At 51.8% G+C, this 16,561-nt stretch carries 17 protein-coding genes and 1 other annotated feature; of the genes, 6 read left to right on the forward strand and 11 right to left on the reverse strand.

Annotated elements, in window-relative coordinates; translation table 11 throughout:
* Window positions 1–285: 285 nt before the first annotated feature.
* The 3 genes from clpB to rluD form a co-directional block, all read right to left on the reverse strand.
* A complete protein-coding gene (gene clpB / locus ACVLVH_RS19180) occupies window positions 286–2,859 on the reverse strand; it encodes an ATP-dependent chaperone ClpB (protein WP_498949961.1) in 2,574 nt (857 codons plus the stop codon).
* A gap of 126 nt (window positions 2,860–2,985) precedes the next feature.
* Window positions 2,986–3,714 carry a purine nucleoside phosphorylase YfiH gene (gene yfiH / locus ACVLVH_RS19185; protein WP_192411984.1) on the reverse strand — a complete coding sequence of 243 codons (729 nt, stop codon included), beginning with the start codon at window positions 3,712–3,714 and terminating at the stop codon, window positions 2,986–2,988.
* Window positions 3,711–4,691 (reverse strand): 23S rRNA pseudouridine(1911/1915/1917) synthase RluD, encoded by a 981-nt coding sequence (gene rluD, locus ACVLVH_RS19190; RefSeq protein ID WP_008109013.1) that lies wholly within the window; start codon window positions 4,689–4,691, stop codon window positions 3,711–3,713. The genes yfiH and rluD overlap by 4 nt, the downstream gene beginning before the upstream one ends.
* A gap of 130 nt (window positions 4,692–4,821) precedes the next feature.
* Between rluD and bamD the strand changes: the two genes are divergently transcribed.
* The 4 genes from bamD (at window position 4,822) to pheA (ending at window position 7,572) form a co-directional block, all read left to right on the forward strand.
* The gene (gene bamD / locus ACVLVH_RS19195) at window positions 4,822–5,562 is read left to right on the forward strand and encodes an outer membrane protein assembly factor BamD (protein ID WP_008109011.1); all 741 of its coding nucleotides are present in this window, start codon (window positions 4,822–4,824) and stop codon (window positions 5,560–5,562) included.
* Window positions 5,563–5,838: 276 nt separating this feature from the next.
* Entirely contained in the window at window positions 5,839–6,165 is a 327-nt protein-coding gene (raiA, locus tag ACVLVH_RS19200; RefSeq protein ID WP_008109009.1) for a ribosome-associated translation inhibitor RaiA, read from the forward strand.
* 96 nt (window positions 6,166–6,261) lie between these two features.
* Window positions 6,262–6,386 (forward strand) — a sequence feature (Phe leader region).
* Window positions 6,263–6,310, forward strand: coding sequence for a pheA operon leader peptide PheL (pheL, locus tag ACVLVH_RS19205; protein WP_100703679.1), 48 nt, complete (start codon window positions 6,263–6,265; stop codon window positions 6,308–6,310). It overlaps the preceding feature by 48 nt.
* Before the next feature lie 22 nt (window positions 6,387–6,408).
* Window positions 6,409–7,572 carry a bifunctional chorismate mutase/prephenate dehydratase gene (gene pheA, locus ACVLVH_RS19210; protein WP_101762627.1) on the forward strand — a complete coding sequence of 388 codons (1,164 nt, stop codon included), beginning with the start codon at window positions 6,409–6,411 and terminating at the stop codon, window positions 7,570–7,572.
* Window positions 7,573–7,605: 33 nt separating this feature from the next.
* Here the strand turns inward: pheA and tyrA are convergent, their stop codons facing one another.
* The 7 genes from tyrA to ffh form a co-directional block, all read right to left on the reverse strand.
* On the reverse strand, window positions 7,606–8,727 hold the full coding sequence (gene tyrA / locus ACVLVH_RS19215) for a bifunctional chorismate mutase/prephenate dehydrogenase (protein ID WP_061719956.1): 1,122 nt from the start codon (window positions 8,725–8,727) through the stop codon (window positions 7,606–7,608).
* Between the two features lie 6 nt (window positions 8,728–8,733).
* The gene (locus tag ACVLVH_RS19220; RefSeq protein ID WP_101762625.1) at window positions 8,734–9,813 is read right to left on the reverse strand and encodes a 3-deoxy-7-phosphoheptulonate synthase; all 1,080 of its coding nucleotides are present in this window, start codon (window positions 9,811–9,813) and stop codon (window positions 8,734–8,736) included.
* A gap of 387 nt (window positions 9,814–10,200) precedes the next feature.
* The gene (gene rplS / locus ACVLVH_RS19225; RefSeq protein ID WP_007893316.1) at window positions 10,201–10,551 is read right to left on the reverse strand and encodes a 50S ribosomal protein L19; all 351 of its coding nucleotides are present in this window, start codon (window positions 10,549–10,551) and stop codon (window positions 10,201–10,203) included.
* Between the two features lie 42 nt (window positions 10,552–10,593).
* Window positions 10,594–11,358: a tRNA (guanosine(37)-N1)-methyltransferase TrmD gene (trmD, locus tag ACVLVH_RS19230; protein ID WP_192236546.1), complete on the reverse strand. Its 765-nt coding sequence runs from the start codon at window positions 11,356–11,358 to the stop codon at window positions 10,594–10,596.
* Window positions 11,359–11,393: 35 nt separating this feature from the next.
* A complete protein-coding gene (gene rimM, locus ACVLVH_RS19235) occupies window positions 11,394–11,942 on the reverse strand; it encodes a ribosome maturation factor RimM (protein ID WP_008108998.1) in 549 nt (182 codons plus the stop codon).
* An 18-nt stretch (window positions 11,943–11,960) separates the two neighbouring features.
* Window positions 11,961–12,209, reverse strand: a complete 249-nt coding sequence (rpsP, locus tag ACVLVH_RS19240) for a 30S ribosomal protein S16 (protein ID WP_007893313.1) — start codon at window positions 12,207–12,209, stop codon at window positions 11,961–11,963.
* A 142-nt stretch (window positions 12,210–12,351) separates the two neighbouring features.
* Complete coding sequence (gene ffh / locus ACVLVH_RS19245; protein WP_101762624.1) at window positions 12,352–13,713, reverse strand: signal recognition particle protein; 1,362 nt, start codon at window positions 13,711–13,713, stop codon at window positions 12,352–12,354.
* Between the two features lie 167 nt (window positions 13,714–13,880).
* On the opposite strand from ffh, the gene ACVLVH_RS19250 reads away from it, so the two are divergent.
* On the forward strand, window positions 13,881–14,675 hold the full coding sequence (locus tag ACVLVH_RS19250; RefSeq protein WP_008108993.1) for a cytochrome C assembly family protein: 795 nt from the start codon (window positions 13,881–13,883) through the stop codon (window positions 14,673–14,675).
* 10 nt (window positions 14,676–14,685) lie between these two features.
* Complete coding sequence (locus ACVLVH_RS19255; RefSeq protein WP_498949962.1) at window positions 14,686–15,972, forward strand: HlyC/CorC family transporter; 1,287 nt, start codon at window positions 14,686–14,688, stop codon at window positions 15,970–15,972.
* A 53-nt stretch (window positions 15,973–16,025) separates the two neighbouring features.
* On the opposite strand, the gene luxS is transcribed toward ACVLVH_RS19255, so the two are convergent.
* Window positions 16,026–16,541 (reverse strand): S-ribosylhomocysteine lyase, encoded by a 516-nt coding sequence (gene luxS, locus ACVLVH_RS19260; RefSeq protein WP_192236523.1) that lies wholly within the window; start codon window positions 16,539–16,541, stop codon window positions 16,026–16,028.
* Window positions 16,542–16,561: the final 20 nt, after the last annotated feature.

Here is a 16,561-nt window from a genome sequence, read left to right on the forward strand (position 1 = left end):
GTCGCGAGGTGGCGTATACTACGCTACTCTCCTTCGGAGTCAAACACTTTTTTCAGCGCTTTCATCCGGCGGGATGAATTTCTTCACTCCCTGCCGAGCCGTCTGCGTTGCCGCTTTGCCGTCTCAGTGGTGGCGCATTATAGGGAGTTATTTGGAGCTGACAAGTGCAAATTTGAAGTTTTCGCGCGACCGCTCACTTTCCAGGCTATACGTTGCAAAAAGCAGCTAATTCTTGCAAAAAGGCCAAAAAAAACGGGCCTGCAGGCCCGTTTTAATCAGAAGTGATTACTGATGAGCAACAATCACATCGTCTTTTACATCCATTTCGATGGTTTTTCCCGGAACCAGGGCACCAGAAAGAATCTGCTGAGCCAGCGGGTTTTCAATCTGCTGCTGAATAGCACGTTTCAATGGACGCGCACCATACACCGGGTCGTAGCCATTCTCGCCGAGCAGTTTGAGCGCCTCATCGGAGATATGCAGCTGATAGCCACGCTCCTCAAGACGTTTATACAAACGTTGCAGCTGAATCTGCGCAATTGAAGCAATGTGTTTTTCGCCCAATGGGTGGAACACCACCATGTCATCGATACGGTTGATAAACTCTGGGCGGAAATGCTGCCCCACAACCGTCATCACCACCTGTTTCATCTCCGCATAATCCAGAGAACCGAAACGTTCCTGAATAAGATCGGAGCCAAGGTTCGAGGTCATGATCACCACGGTATTGCGGAAATCGACCGTACGGCCCTGTCCGTCGGTTAAGCGACCATCATCCAGCACCTGCAACAGAATGTTGAACACATCAGGATGCGCCTTCTCCACTTCATCCAGCAGAATCACCGAATAAGGCCGACGACGTACCGCTTCGGTCAGATAACCGCCCTCTTCATAGCCGACATATCCCGGAGGTGCACCCACCAGCCGCGACACCGAGTGTTTTTCCATAAACTCGGACATATCAATACGCACCATCGCGTCATCGCTACCGAACAGGAAGCTAGCCAGCGCTTTACACAACTCGGTTTTCCCTACCCCCGTTGGTCCGAGGAACAGGAAGGAACCAATTGGACGATTCGGATCGGACAAGCCGGCACGACTACGACGAATCGCATTCGAAACCGCTTCTACCGCTTCGTTCTGGCCGATGACGCGTGAATGCAAATCCTGCTCCATACGCAGCAACTTGTCGCGCTCGCCTTCCATCATGCGTGCGACAGGAATTCCGGTCCAACGCGCCAGTACATCGGCAATCTCCACATCCGTTACGCGATTACGTAACAGCTTCATGGTTTTACCTTCAGACTGCGTAGCGATGGCTAACTGTTTCTCCAGCTCCGGAATTTTACCGTACTGCAGCTCAGACATTTGACCCAAGTCGCCAACGCGACGCGCTTGCTCCATCGTCAGGCGCGCTTGCTCCAGCTCGGCTTTAATGTTTTGCGTGCCGGTTAATGAGGCTTTTTCCGCTTTCCACTCCTCTTCCAGCTCAGCATATTCACGCTCTTTCTGGTCAAGTTCACTTTCCAGCATTTCCAGACGCTTCACGCTGGCGTCATCAGACTCTTTCTTCAGCGCCTGCTGCTCAAGTTTCAACTGGATGATGCGTCGCTCAAGGCGATCAAGGGGCTCAGGCTTCGAATCCATCTGTAAGCGAATGCTTGAGGCCGCTTCGTCTATCAGGTCGATGGCCTTATCCGGCAGCTGACGATCGGAGATGTAACGATGCGACAACGTCGCCGCAGCCACAATCGCCGGATCGGTGATCTGCACGTGATGGTGCAGCTCATAGCGTTCTTTCAGTCCGCGCAGAATGGCAATGGTATCTTCGACACTCGGCTCAGCAACAAAGACTTTCTGGAAACGACGTTCCAGCGCCGCATCTTTCTCAATGAACTGACGATACTCATTCAACGTAGTTGCGCCGACACAGTGCAACTCACCGCGCGCTAATGCGGGTTTCAGCATGTTGCCGGCATCCATGGCGCCATCGGCTTTACCTGCGCCCACCATGGTATGCAGTTCGTCGATAAACAGAATGACGTTGCCTTCCTGCTTCGCCAAATCGCTAAGCACGCCTTTGAGGCGCTCTTCAAATTCACCGCGATATTTGGCGCCCGCCACCAGCGAACCCATATCCAGAGCCAGCACGCGACGGCCTTTCAGCCCTTCCGGTACTTCGCCATTGATGATGCGCTGCGCTAAACCTTCGGCGATAGCCGTTTTACCGACGCCGGGTTCACCAATCAGCACCGGGTTATTTTTGGTACGACGCTGCAACACCTGAATGGTGCGGCGGATTTCTTCATCACGACCAATAACCGGATCCAGCTTGCCGAGTTCGGCACGCTCTGTAAGGTCGATGGTGTATTTTTTTAATGCCTGACGCTGATCTTCAGCCCCTTGATCGTTCACGCTGTCTCCTCCCCGTATTTGCTCGATGGCCGCAGAGAGTTTTTCCGGAGTCGCGCCAGCTGATTTCAAAAGATCAGCCAGCGAACCACGTGAATCGAGGGCCGCCAATACAAATAATTCAGATGATATAAAGTTGTCGCCGCGCTTTTGCGCCAGCTTGTCGCACAGATTGAGTACCCGAATCAGATCGGCGGATGGCTGCACATCGCCGTCCGTGCCTTCAACCTGAGGTAGTCGATTAATCGCTTGTTCAATGCTGGTACGCAGGCCAGCCACGTCGGCACCCGCTGCGCTGAGCAACGGACGCACCGATCCGCCTTCCTGGTTGAGCAATGCGCTCATCAAATGAAGGGGTTCAATGAATTGATTGTCATGTCCCAGAGCAAGGGACTGTGCATCGGCAAGTGCCAGTTGAAATTTATTAGTAAGACGATCCAGACGCATAATTCCTCCCATTACAGGTCAAAATGCTACTGGAGATTAAATGAGGTCATCCCTCAAATTTTTCAAGGTTAATGACCTGAGTTGTGAGCAAAAAATACGCTAACTGGACCGTCTTGTGGCGTAAGGTTATCTCAGCCAAATCAAAGTTGCCATACGCCCGGTGATTCCGTCGCGTCGGTAGGAGAAAAAATCATCGCGCTCATGGAAGGTACATCGCGTTGAACCGCTGATGGAATGCACGCCGGCGGCCTGCAGACGCTGACGCGCCAGCAGCCAAATATCGGCGAAGTATTGGTTACCCGCCGGGCGGAAAGCCTCTTCCGCTTGTGAATCATGGGCCATAAATGCCGTTCTGACTTCCGAGCCAACTTCAAATGCCAGCGGCCCAATTGCCGGACCAAGCCATGCATGAATGTCATTTGGCGCGCAGTGAAACTGTGACAACGTCTGTTCCAGCACGCCATTACAGAGTCCACGCCAACCGGCATGTGCTGCCGCGACTTCACTGCCATCCTTGCTGCAGAACAGCACCGGCAAACAATCCGCCGTCATCACTGCGCAAACCACCCCGCTTTCACGCGTGATTGCGGCATCAGCGCGCGGCAGCGGATCGCTGGCGGGTAAACGCGCAACCACTTGACCATGGATCTGATCCAGCCATTGCGGCATTGCAGGTAACGTCAGTTGTTCAACCAGGCGTTGACGATTCTGAGCAACATGCGCCTCAGCGTCGCCAACATGCCCACCAAGATTCAACGAATCCCATGGAGCAGCGCTGACGCCGCCGTAACGCGTGGTGGAACATGCCCGAACATGCTGCGGCGCAGGCCAATCCGGGATGATCCATTCACTCATAGCCAATCCATCTGATCGCGGAATTCAAGGGTATCGGCTTTCAGCGCATCAATTAAATCGACCATATCCTGCGGCAACGGCGCGTGCCATTCCATCTCAATACCGGTGATTGGGTGATAGAGACGTAACATCGTGGCATGCAGCGCCTGGCGATCAAAACCCCGTAGCGTAGTGATGAAAGCTTCAGATGCCCCTTTTGGCGGACGTGGACGGCCACCGTACAGCGGATCGCCCACCAGCGGATGGTTGATATGCGCCATATGCACACGAATCTGATGGGTACGACCGGTTTCGAGACGCAAACGCAAACGCGTATGGGCACGAAAATGCTCCATGATGCGATAGTGCGTGGTTGCCGGTTTACCCATCGGGTGCACCGCCATGTGCGTACGTTTGGTTGAGTGGCGCGCCATGGGCTGATCCACCGTACCGCCCGCAGTCATGGTGCCAATAGCCACCGCTTCATATTCACGCGTGATTTCGCGCAGCTGCAGCGTTTCAACCAGGTGCGTTTGCGCAGGAACTGTTTTCGCGACCACCATCAAACCGGTGGTATCTTTATCCAGACGATGAACAATACCTGCACGAGGTACGTCAGCGATCGGTGGATAGTGATAAAGCAGTGCGTTAAGCACTGTGCCATCAGGATTACCGGCGCCGGGATGTACCACCAAACCGCGAGGTTTGTTGATGACCAGAATGTCGTCATCTTCATAGACGATATTCAGTGGGATGTTTTGCGCTTCCCAGCGTTGCTCTTCTTCGATCTCAGCATCAATCGAGACATGCTCACCGCCAAAAACTTTTTCTTTTGGTTTATCGATGATAGTGCCGTTGACGCTGACTCGGCGCTCAAGAATCCATTCTTTTATGCGAGAACGTGAATAATCAGGGAACAATTCTGCCAAAGTCTGATCTAAGCGTTGTCCAAGCTGTGCTTCGGACACCGTTGCGGTGAGTTGAACTTGTTGTGCCATATACAGCTTCTTCGTTAACGTTGGGTTTTCACGGCGATGCCGTTTAATATAATGTGCTATCGTACCTGGTCATAACTGGGAGCTATACGGACAGCTTCTGCTACAACACTTTGAGGATAATCATTTCGTCATGACGCGTATGAAACATCTGGTGGCTGCTGCCACACTGAGCCTGAGCCTGGCGCTTGTGGGTTGTTCTGGCTCATCAGATCCAGTCCCGGACAGCCCGCCGTCTGAAATTTACGCCACGGCCCAGCAAAAGCTGCAGGACGGTAACTTTAAAGCGGCGATTAAGCAACTGGAAGCACTGGATAACCGCTATCCGTTTGGTCCTTACTCGCAGCAAGTACAGCTGGATTTGATCTACGCGTATTACAAAAATGCCGATCTGCCACTGGCGCAAGCCGCTATTTCTCGCTTTATGCGTCTGAATCCAACCCATCCGAATATCGACTATGTCATCTATATGAAAGGTCTGACGGATATGGCGCTGGATGATTCTGCACTGCAGGGCTTCTTCGGTATCGATCGTTCCGATCGTGATCCGACGCACGCTCGTGATGCTTTCCGTGACTTCTCGCAATTACTGCGCGGTTATCCAAACAGCCAATATGCTGCGGATGCGCAGAAACGTTTGGCATTCCTGAAAGAGCGCCTGGCGAAGTATGAACTCTCGGTGGCGCAATTCTATACCAAGCGCGGTGCCTATGTCGCTGTTGTTAACCGCGTGGAAACAATGATGAAGGATTATCCGGATACTGAGGCGACCCATGAAGCGTTGCCGTTGATGGAGAATGCTTACCGCCAGCTGCAGTTGACGGCTGAAGCCGACAAAGTGGCAAAAATCATTGCGGCAAATAATCAGTCCTGATTATTACACCCACAAAAAAGCAGCCCATGAGGCTGCTTTTTTTATGTCACTTTGTGGATAATTCAGCAGTTTTACAGATTTATCGCTGCAGTTATCCAGTCAATCATGCGCCCTTCCCCAGTCGTCTTCAAGTATTTCCCGCCACTTTCCCGGCCTTTCTCACAATTAAGCGGCATTGACAAAAAGTGACATTTCAATGTGATTTAGATCACACATTTTCTTAATTTCCGCGGTATGCTGGACCTACCCACACGGAAATGACAGAGAGGTTTAACTATGATTCTGAACATTACCAGCAAACAAATGGAAATCACAGAGGCCATCCGTAACCACGTTGAAGAGCGTCTCGCCAAGCTGGAAAAATGGCAAACACATCTGATAAACCCTCACATTGTGTTATCGAAAGAGCCGAAGGAGTTTGTGGCTGATGCCACCATAAATACGCCTAACGGAACGCTGGTTGCCAGCGCGAAACATGATGATATGTATACGGCCATCAATGACTTGATTGCCAAGCTGGAGCGACAACTCAATAAAGCGCAACACAAACCCGAAGCCCGTCGCGCCAACAGCAGTGTGAAAGATTTTCTTCCTACGGAATAAGCAAACATCTTTAGTAACGCGCCTCCGGGCGCGTTTTTTATTGACAGCTTTAAATCACTGCGGTTACTCTCAAGCCACTTCATTTATGGAAACAACCATGAAACATCTGCCGTTCTTCTTCGCATTCTTTTTTACCTTCCCCTGATTGGGAGGCGATTCGTCATGTGAAAATGAATGCGAAGACGAACAACAAAGCCTCCCAAATGGGAGGCTTTTTTATTGGACATTTTACAGGTGAGCCCTATGAATCCCGAAAATCCGCTGCTGGCATTACGCGATAAAATCAGCGCCGTTGATGAAAAACTCTTAGCGCTTTTGTCAGAGCGTCGCATACTGGCCGTTGAAGTTGCGCAGGCTAAACTGGCAACGCATCGCCCTATCCGCGATGTTGAGCGTGAGCGCGCTCTGCTGGAAAACTTAATTTCACTGGGTAAAAAGCATCAGCTTGATGCGCATTACATCACTCGCCTGTTTCAGTTGGTGATTGAAGATTCAGTTCTAACTCAGCAAGCCTTGTTGCAAAAGAATCTCAACCATCCACATGCTCACGCACCGCGCATTGCATTCCTCGGTCCGAAAGGTTCCTACTCACATCTTGCGGCGCGCAAATACGCCACCCGACATTTTGATTCAATGGTTGAGATCGGCTGCCTGAAATTCCATGACATCATCCATCAGGTGGAAAGTGGACAAGCGGACTACGCGGTGATGCCGATTGAAAATACCAGCTCTGGTTCGATCAACGACGTTTACGATCTGCTTCAGCAAACCACGCTATCGATTGTGGGTGAACTGACCATTCCAATTGAGCACTGTGTGCTGGTCAACGGCAGCACCGATTTGCAGCAGATCGAAACGGTATATAGCCATCCACAGCCATTCCAGCAGTGCAGCCAGTTCATTAATCGTTTCCCGCAGTGGAAAATCGAATACACCGAAAGCACCGCTGCAGCGATGGAGAAAGTGGCAGCGATGAATTCACCAAAGGTTGCCGCATTGGGTAGCGAAGCGGGCGGTGAGCTGTATGGATTGCAGGTGCTGGAGCGCAATCTGGCCAATCAACAGCAGAACCACACGCGCTTCATCGTGCTGGCACGTAAAGCGATTGAAGTTTCGGGTCAGGTTCCAGCGAAAACAACATTGATCATGGCAACGGGTCAACAAGCAGGGGCATTGGTTGAAGCGCTGATGGTATTACGTAACCACGGCCTCATCATGAGCAAACTGGAAAACCGTCCCATCAACGGCAATCCGTGGGAAGAGATGTTTTATATTGATGTGCAGGGCAATCTGCAGTCAGAAAATATGCAGCTGGCGTTAACCGAGTTGAGCGGCTTAACCCGTTCATTAAAAGTTCTTGGCTGCTATCCAGGCGAGAATGTGGTGCCGGTTGAGCCGCGTCTCTAAGCAAAAAGGCATCCGTGAGGATGCCTTTTGTTTTTACTGCCGGCTATCGTTCGCCGATCGCAGCATGCTTCTGCTTTCGACCAGGAAGCGTTTCGCGTAATCACCAAACCAGTGTTCGACGCGCTCAAAGCTATCGATAAAGGCTTGCTTATCGCCCTGCTCGAGCAGTTTGATCGCATCGCCAAATCGCTGGTAATAACGTTTAATCAGCGCCAGATTGCTCTCCGAGGACATGATGATGTCCGCGTAAAGCTGTGGATCCTGCGCAAACAGACGTCCAACCATTGCCAGTTCAAGGCGGTATATCGGTGAAGATAGCGCCAGCAGCTGATCCAGATTAACGTTCTCTTCCGCCAGATGCAGGCCGTAAGCGAAAGTCGCAAAGTGACGCAGTGCCTGAATAAACGCCATATTCTGGTCGTGCTCAACGGCACTGATACGATGCAGCCGCGCGCCCCAAACCTGAATCTGCTCAAGAAACCACTGATAAGCTTCCGGCTGACGGCCATCACACCAAACCACAACCTGCTTTGCCAGGCTGCCGCTGTCCGGGCCAAACATCGGATGCAAGCCCAGAACCGGTCCGGTGTGCGCGGCCAGCATCGCCTGTAGTGGGCGATTCTTCACCGAAGCCAGATCGACCAGAATGCAGTCTTCTGGCAATTTCGGCAGCTCACCGATGATTTGCTCGGTCAGATGAATTGGCACACTGATGATCACCATGCCCGCATCTTTCAGCAGCTCGTCAGAGCGTTCCCAATCGCCTTTATCCAGAATGCGGACCTGATAGCCAGAAAGCGTCAGCATCTTTTCAAAAAGACGCCCCATCTGGCCGCGGCCACCTACAATCACCACCGGACGCAACGTCGGACACAGCGTTTTGAAGCCTTTGTCATTTTCATGTGCATAGGATTCACGCATCAAACGACGCAATACATCTTCAATCAAGTCCGGCGACACGCCGAGCGCTTCAGCTTCCTGGCGGCGTGAAGCCAGCATGCTGGCCTCACGCTCAGGAACATAGATCGGCAAACCGTAGCGGCTTTTAACTTCCCCTACTTCGGCTACCAGCTCCAGTCGTTTTGCCAGTAACCCAAGCAGTGCTTTATCTACTTCATCGATTTGATCGCGTAGCGCGGTCAGTTCAGCCACCATGACTCATTACACCTCGTGTGACAGACGCGCCGACAGCACTCCCTGCAGATCCTGATGGATTTCACGCAGCAATGTTTCAGTGGTTTCCCAGTTGATGCAGGCATCAGTGACGGACACACCGTATTTCATTTCGCTACGTGGCTGTTCAGAAGACTGGTTGCCTTCATGAATGTTGCTTTCCAACATCAGGCCAATGATGGAACGGTTTCCATCTTTAATCTGCGCAATAGCCGATTCGGCTACGCCAGGCTGGCGACGATAGTCTTTATTAGAATTACCATGGCTGCAATCTATCATTAAGGCCGGACGCAGTCCCGCTTTCAGCATCTCTTTTTCACACTGAGCGACATCTTCTGGACCGTAGTTTGGTGCTTTACCGCCGCGCAGAATCACATGTCCATCTGGGTTGCCCTGCGTTTGCAGCAAGCAAACCTGGCCGGCCTGATTGATGCCAACAAAACGGTGCGGCATTGCGGCGGCGCGCATGGCGTTAATCGCGGTGCCAAGGCTGCCATCCGTACCGTTTTTAAAACCCACCGGCATAGAAAGGCCTGAAGCCATTTCACGGTGGGTTTGTGATTCGGTGGTACGCGCACCAATCGCTGACCAGCTAAACAGATCGCCAAGATATTGCGGGCTATTCGGATCCAGCGCTTCGGTCGCCAGCGGTAAACCCATCTCCACGAGATTAACCAGCAGCTGACGCGCGATATGCAGGCCAGCTTCCATATCAAATGAGTTGTTCATGTAAGGATCGTTGATTAACCCCTTCCAGCCGACGGTGGTTCGAGGTTTTTCAAAATAAACGCGCATAACGATGTACAGCTGATCCTTCAACTGTGCAGAGAGAGATTGCAACTGACGGGCATAGGCAAGTGCGGCTTCAGTATCGTGAATCGAACAAGGACCACAAACCACCAACAGACGCGGATCGCGGCCCGCAATAATGTCGGCAATGGTTTGGCGAGAAGACGCAATTTGCGCTTCCTGCGCCGCAGTGAGCGGGAATTTGGCTTTCAGCTCTTGCGGGGTAATCAAAATTTGTTCGTCGGCGATATGCACATTGTTCAGCGCGTCTTTTTGCATGATTGCGATCCTTTTTACTCGTTTATGCGGTTTGGGATCCTCACTGAGGATGGCGCTTACTTTATCACACCCTGTACAGGTTGCAATCCACCTATGTACACATTTATTACCACATCAAATAAAAAACACAGAAAAAATCTAAATATTCATTAGAATCATACTAATAACATAAATAGTGAAAGGATGGCACTGTAAACTAAAGGTTACACCTGATTATGTTCTGATGATGCTCTCAACTAAAAGTTTGGTATAACATTTTGATTTTCATTGTTTTCAGGAAACATACACTTTCCATCTTAGGGATGATCCTGCGCCCTTATACGCCCATAAAAAAAGGGGCTGGCCAAATGGCCAACCCCTTGTTTGCTATTAACTTTGAGAAGTCGCTTACGCGCCAAGACGCTCTTTGATACGAGCTGACTTACCGGTACGCTCACGCAGGTAATACAGTTTGGCTTTACGCACAGCACCACGACGTTTAACAGCAATGCTGTCAATTACTGGAGAGTGAGTCTGGAAGACACGCTCAACACCTTCGCCGTTAGAAATCTTACGAACAGTGAATGCAGAATGCAGACCGCGGTTACGAATAGCGATAACCACGCCCTCGAATGCCTGCAGACGCTTCTTAGAACCTTCTACGACCCATACTTTCACTTCCACGGAATCACCCGGACGGAATGAAGGTACGTCCTGCTTCATCTGCTCTTGTTCAAGTTGCTTGATAATGTTGCTCATAATTAAATCTCTTATCCTGGGTAAACTGATAGTGAGGGAAGATTACTCTCCCGCCTCATCGTTTTGTTGCTGCTGATGTTCACGCTGGAACTCATTTAGCAACCGTGCTTGCTCTTCAGTCAGAGCCAGGTTTTCCAGAAGTTCAGGTCTTCTTAGCCAGGTACGGCCTAACGACTGTTTCAGGCGCCAGCGGCGAATATCGGCATGGTTGCCCGACAGTAAAACTGGCGGAACTTCCATCCCTTCTAACACTTCAGGTCGGGTGTAGTGCGGGCAATCCAGCAAACCATCCGAGAACGAATCCTCATCGGCTGACGCCTGTTTTCCCAGTACGCCGGGAATAAACCGCGCGACCGAGTCAATCAACGTCATGGCTGGCAGCTCACCGCCACTGAGCACGTAATCACCGATTGACCATTCTTCATCAATCTCAGTGTGAATCACGCGCTCATCTATCCCTTCATAGCGACCACACACCAGAATCAACTTCTGATGGGTCGCCAGTTCGCAAACGCCCTGTTGGTCCAGTTTGCGTCCCTGAGGTGAAAGATAAATCACCTTAGCACCTTCTCCCGCCGCTGCTTTCGCTGCGGAGATGGCGTCCCGTAAGGGTTGCACCATCATCAACATTCCCGGTCCGCCGCCGTAAGGACGATCGTCCACGGTACGGTGCCGGTCATGCGTGAAGTCACGAGGACTCCAGCTTTGAATGTCGAGCAGGCCATTTTTTACTGCCCGGCCAGTTACCCCGTACTCGGTAATAGCGCGAAACATCTCTGGAAACAGGCTAATAACACCAATCCACATCGCGTTCGCCGTTACGTTACCGGATTGTCCGGAGATCAAAAACCAGGATCCCAATCTACTTCAATAAGGCCAGTAGAGAGATCGACTTTCTTGATAACCTGTTCATCAAGAAACGGGATTAACCGCTCTTGCGCACCGAATGCATCCTTCAGGTTTGCCTTAACGACGAGAACGTCGTTCGATCCGGTTTCCATCAAATCAATGACTTTGCCCATCTCGTAGCCTTCGAGGTTCACTACTTTCATTCCCATAAGGTCTTTCCAGTAGTAATCGCCTGCTTCTAGCGCTGGCAGCTGCGTGGAGTCGACCGTAATTTCGCAATTGGTCAACTGTGCCGCAGCGTCCCGATCGTCAATGCCTTTGACTTTGATGATCAGGTCCTGATTGTGGTGCTTCCAGCCCTCGAGTTCGACCTGCTGCCATTTACCGGCGCGCTGGATGAACCAAGGTTGGTAGTCGAAGATGCTTTCAGCGTCTTCAGTGGAGGAAAACACTTTGAGCCAACCCCGAATTCCGTAAGCCGCGCCCATTTTTCCCAATACAATCGGGTTAACGGGAGGCTGCCCGGCAGGTTTAATGCTCATGCTCACCACCGTGACAGATTAAGCTGCTTTCTTTGCTTCTTTGATCAGCGCGTTAACGCGATCAGAAAGCGTTGCGCCCTGGCCAACCCAGTGCTCAATACGGTCCAGATCCAGACGCAGACCTTCAGCCTGACCAGAAGCGATCGGGTTGAAGAAACCTACGCGCTCGATGAAACGACCGTTACGAGCATTGCGGCTGTCAGTGACGACGACCTGATAGAACGGACGCTTTTTAGCGCCGTGACGTGCCAAACGAATTGTTACCATAACATCCTCATTAGTTAATAAAGCGCTCGGGCCCCATCGAGGAACGGGGCCCGAGCGCGATATAAAAAGCCCGAAAATTTTACTCATTTTGGCGCAAAAAGCAACCTAAGCGTGCCAAATTTCCGGCTTTATGACGGCCGCCTTAGCGACCAGGGAATCCAGGCGGCATCATACCTTTCATGCCACGCATCATTTTGGCCATGCCGCCTTTCTTCATTTTCTTCATCATGCGCTGCATATCATCGAACTGTTTCAGCAGTCGGTTGACATCTTGCACCTGCATGCCAGAGCCCAACGCAATACGACGTTTGCGCGACCCCTTGATAATTTCTGGCTTCTCACGCTCTTTACGCGTCATCGAATTGATGATGGCTTCCATGCGGACCAGCACTTTATCATCCATCTGCGATTTCACGTTGTCAGGCAGTTGCCCCATGCCCGGCAGTTTGCCCATCAGGCTCGCCATGCCGCCCATGTTACGCATCTGCTTCAACTGCTCAAGGAAGTCGTTGAGATCAAAACCGTCGCCGGTTTTCAGTTTCTTCGCCAGTTTCTCCGCCTGATCGCGGTCAACTTTGCTCTCGATATCTTCGATCAGCGACAGAACATCGCCCATGCCGAGAATGCGCGACGCGATACGCTCTGGATAGAAAGCTTCCAGCGCTTCGGTCTTCTCGCCCATCCCCATAAATTTGATTGGCTTGCCGGTAATGTGACGAATCGACAGCGCCGCACCACCGCGCGCATCACCATCGACTTTAGTCAGGATCACACCGGTCAGCGGCAGCGCTTCGTTGAAGGCTTTCGCGGTATTGGCGGCATCCTGACCGGTCATGGCATCGACCACAAACAGGGTTTCCACCGGATTTATCGCGGCGTGTACCTGTTTGATTTCGTCCATCATCGCTTCATCGACGTGTAAACGACCGGCGGTATCCACCAGCAGCACATCGTAGAATTGCACTTTGGCTTGTTTTAGCGCGTTCTGAACAATATCGACCGGCTTTTGACTCAGATCGGACGGACAGAAATCCACGCCGACCTGGCCAGCCAGGGTTTCCAGCTGTTTGATCGCCGCAGGGCGATAAACGTCAGCAGAAACTACCAGCACTTTTTTCTTATGCTTCTCGCGCAAGAATTTACCCAGTTTCGCCACGCTAGTGGTTTTACCAGCACCTTGCAAACCTGCCATCAGCACCACGGCTGGCGGCTGAGCATTCAGATTGAGCGCATTATTTTCAGCGCCCATCGCCGCAACCAGTTCGTTGCGCACGATTTTGATGAACTCCTGGCCTGGCGTCAGGCTTTTGTTCACATCGTGGCCAACGGCGGCTTCTTTCACGCGATTAATAAATTCACGCACTACCGGCAGCGCAACGTCGGCTTCCAGCAGCGCCATGCGGACTTCACGCAGCGTGTCTTTGATGTTGTCTTCAGTCAGCCTTCCGCGGCCGCTGATATTGCGCAGGGTTTGCGACAAACGATCGGTTAAATTATCAAACATGCTCTCTCACTTAGAACCGTAGCGAGGCCGCCATAGGCGACACAATGCGGCGGATTATAACACGAAGACGAAGCGATCTCTGCAATTGACCGTCAGATCGTTTGGAGCCTGCTGCCGCTGGCGCTATACTGCTTTTTTCCTTATCTGACCGATACCTGAAAGGATCTATGTTCGTTTTCGCGATCGTGGCGCTGTTCGCCTACTCCCTCAGCCTTGCATTGATCATTCCCAGCCTGCTTAAACGCAACGGTGGCTGGCGTCGTTTTGCTGTGCTTTCTGCCTGCGTGGCGCTAATTGCGCACGCCGTTGCTCTGCAGCAGCGCATTTTTGCTGTTGATAATGGGCAAAACCTCAGCCTGCTTAATATCGGCTCGCTGGTTAGCCTGCTGATCTGCGCCATCATGACGATTGTCGCCTCGCGCAATCGTGGCTGGCTGCTGCTGCCGATTGTTTACAGCTTTGCATTGATTAATCTGGCCTTTGCCACCTTTGTGCCCAATGCCTTTATTACGCATCTGGAAACCACGCCGGGCATGATGGTTCACATCGGTCTGTCGCTGTTTGCCTATGCCACGCTGATCATCGCGGCACTGTATGCGCTGCAGCTGGCGTGGATTGATTACCAGTTGAAAAATAAGAAACTGGCTTTCACTCAGGATATGCCGCCGCTGCTCAGCATTGAGCGCAAAATGTTCCACATCACGCAGATTGGCGTTGTGCTGTTGACGCTGGTGCTGTGCACCGGTTTGCTCTTCATGCATAACCTGTTTAGCGCTGAGAATGTGGATAAAGCTGTTCTCTCCATCATTGCCTGGTTTGTCTACATCGTTCTGCTTTGGGGACACTATCGTGAAGGCTGGCGCGGACGCCGCGTCGTGTGGTTTAACTGTGGCGGCGCATTGCTGCTAACCATGGCCTACTTCGGCAGCCGCGTGCTTCAGCACCTGCTCACCTCTCACTAAGGATTTTGTGTTGGAACACGTTTCAACCACCACGCTGATCATTACGCTGGTCATCATGGTGCTGGTCTCTGCCTATTTCTCCGGTTCAGAGACCGGCATGATGACGCTTAATCGCTACAAACTGCGCCATAAAGCCAAAAGCGGCAATCGCGGCGCGCGTCGGGTAGAAAAACTTCTGCGTCGTCCCGACCGCCTGATCAGCCTGGTTTTAATCGGCAATAACCTCGTTAATATTCTCGCCTCCGCACTCGGCACCATTGTCGGTATGCGCCTGTATGGCGATGCTGGCGTAGCGATTGCCACCGGCATTCTGACTTTTGTCGTGCTGGTTTTTGCCGAGGTGCTGCCGAAAACGGTCGCGGCGCTCTATCCAGAAAAAGTGGCCTATCCCAGTAGCGTGTTACTGGCTCCGCTGCAGTATGTGATGCTGCCGCTGGTGTGGCTGCTGAATACCATAATCCGCATTCTGATGCGCATGGTGGGCATTAAAACCGACGGTTCCATCAGTTCGGCGTTAAGCAAAGAAGAGTTGCGCACCATTGTGCATGAGTCGCGCTCGCTGATGTCGCGGCGTAATCAGGACATGCTGCTGTCAGTGCTTGATCTGGAGAAAGTCAGCGTGGATGACATCATGGTGCCGCGCAATGAGATCGTCGGCATCAACGTCAATGATGACTGGAAATCGATTGAGCGCCAGCTGAGTCATTCGCCGCATGGGCGTATCGTCCTGTTCCGTGACTCGCTGGATGACTGCGTTGGTATGCTGCGCGTGCGTGAAGCCTGGCGCATGATGACCGAGAAGAAAGAGTTCAACAAAGATCGCCTGCTGCGTGCTGCTGATGAGATTTACTATGTACCGGAAGGCACGCCGCTTAACGTGCAGCTGGTTAAATTTCAGCGCAACAAAAAGAAAGTCGGCATGGTGGTTGATGAATATGGCGATGTTAAAGGCCTAGTGACGATCGAAGATATTCTGGAAGAGATCGTCGGCGATTTCACCACCTCCATGTCGCCGTCGCTGGCCGAAGAAGTCATGCCGCAAAATGATGGTTCGGTATTGATTGAAGGCAGCGCCAATGTGCGTGAAATCAACAAAGCCTTTAACTGGACGTTACCGGAAGAAGATGCGCGCACCATTAACGGCATGCTGCTGGAAGCACTGGAAGAGATTCCGCTGGTCGATACTCGTGTCACACTTGGCGCCTACGATATTGATATCCTTGATGTGCAGGACAACATGGTGAAGCAGGTGCGCATTACGCCACACCACGCACTGAAATCCTCCATCGGCTCCTGAAGCCTGTAAACAAAAACGCCGCGATAATCGCGGCGTTTTTCATGGTGTCTCAACTAGATGTGCAGCTCTTTCAGCTTTTCCGCTGGCAGCTTCAAATCTTCGTTGCGGTTCACGCCGATGTCGTGCGCCAGCACATTGCGCGCGATCTGCTGCGCTTCATCCAGTGAGTGCAGTTTATAGCTGCCGCACTGATATTCGTTCAGCTCTGGAATCTGGCCCTGCTCTTTGACTTTCAGAACATCTTCCATCGCGCCTTTCCAGGCTTTCGCTACACGCTGCTCGTCAGGCGTACCAATCAAACTCATGTAGAAGCCGGTGCGGCAACCCATTGGCGAGATGTCGACGATTTCAACGCCATCACCATTCAGATGATTACGCATGAAGCCAGCAAACAGGTGCTCCAGCGTATGGATGCCACGCTCAGTCAGAATATCAATATTCGGACGGCAAAAACGCAGGTCGAAAACGGTGATGGTATCGCCATGCGGAGTTTTCATGGTTTTTGCTACGCGTACTGCAGGTGCGCCCATGATGGTGTGATCAACAGTAAAACTATCCAGTAGTGGCATACGTCACCTCCTGTTTTGAG

This window comes from Kluyvera sp. 1366 (assembly GCF_054823405.1).